The organism is Microbacterium sp. CPCC 204701 (assembly GCF_004010105.1).
GTDB lineage: Bacteria > Actinomycetota > Actinomycetes > Actinomycetales > Microbacteriaceae > Microbacterium.
Map to the genome: position 1 here is coordinate 1 of NZ_RRYE01000626.1, position 1090 is coordinate 1090.

At 73.9% G+C, this 1090-nt stretch carries 2 protein-coding genes; both read right to left on the reverse strand.

All coding sequences use genetic code 11. The features are described from left to right. Positions 1-750: MFS transporter (locus tag EIO58_RS18425; RefSeq protein ID WP_205789395.1), on the reverse strand; the 750-nt coding region annotated here is incomplete at its 3' end. A gap of 145 nt (positions 751-895) precedes the next feature. Beyond that, a partial coding sequence (locus tag EIO58_RS18430; protein WP_446723958.1) for a kynureninase/PvdN C-terminal domain-containing protein occupies positions 896-1090 on the reverse strand: 195 nt, incomplete at its 5' end.

Sequence of the window (1090 nt, forward strand, 5' to 3'; positions counted from 1 at the left end):
CCCGCTGCGCCGCAGTGCCCGCACCCCGGCGGCGTAGTGCTCGCGGACGCCGGCCCGGGCCCCGCGCGGCACGGCGGCTGCGCTCGCGGAAGCGGCTCGCTTCGCGACGGTGGTGGCGACGAGCATGCCGAGGCCGATCGTGACGCCGGCCACGATGCCCATGACGAGATAGCCCATCACCGGGTCGTCGGCGACGCGGCGCAGCGCCGGGCCGCCCGCGCCGAACAGCAGGATCGCAAGGGTCAGCACGACCACCCGCCACGTCAGCAGCCGCGTGCGCTCGTCGTACCGCGGCGTGAGCTCGGCGGGCAGCGCGATGTACGGCACCTGGAAGAGGCTGAAAGCCGTCGCCGTCAGCGTGAAGGCCATGAGCACCCAGAGCGCTCCGACCACAGGACCGAGCGCCGGCGGCACCGCGAACGTCAGCGCGAACAGCACCGGCAGCGCGCATGCCCCGATCAGCATGAGCCGTCGCCGCGTGCCGTGGCGGGCGAGGTCCCGGTCGGTCAGGGCGCCGATCACGGGGTCGATGGCGACATCCCACACCTTCGCGATCGTGATGACCGCCCCGGCCGCGAGCGCGGCGACGCCCAGCGAGTCGGTGAGGTAGTAGGTCAGGACGAGCCCCGGCAGCGTCGCGAAGCCGCCCGTGCCGAACGAGCCGGTCGCGTAGCGCGCGATCGTGCCTCGGCTGAGACGGGATGACGGGATGCCGGTGGCTTCGGGTGCCGCGGGAGCCTCGTTGCTCATCGCGCCAGTGTAGGTCAGAGCCGGCGCTCCCCCCGGCCTCGGCGCCCGTGCGAAAAGAACAGTCGGTGACGGCGACAGTCTGGCGACGGATGCTGCGGCGCGGCGTGTCGCGCGACGGACTGGTGTTCTCGCAGCAGCCGGAAGGTCAGCGGGACTCGGCGCGCACTGCCGCCTCGACGGCGTGCAGGCCGGCGAGCGTCTCGGCGAACGAGGTCGACAGCGGCGAGAGGCCGATGCGCAGGCCGCCGGGATCGCGGTAGTCGGGGATGACGTCGCGCGCCCACAGTCTGGCGGTGACCGCCCGCATCGCCGGGTGCGACAGCGTCACGTGCCCGCCGCG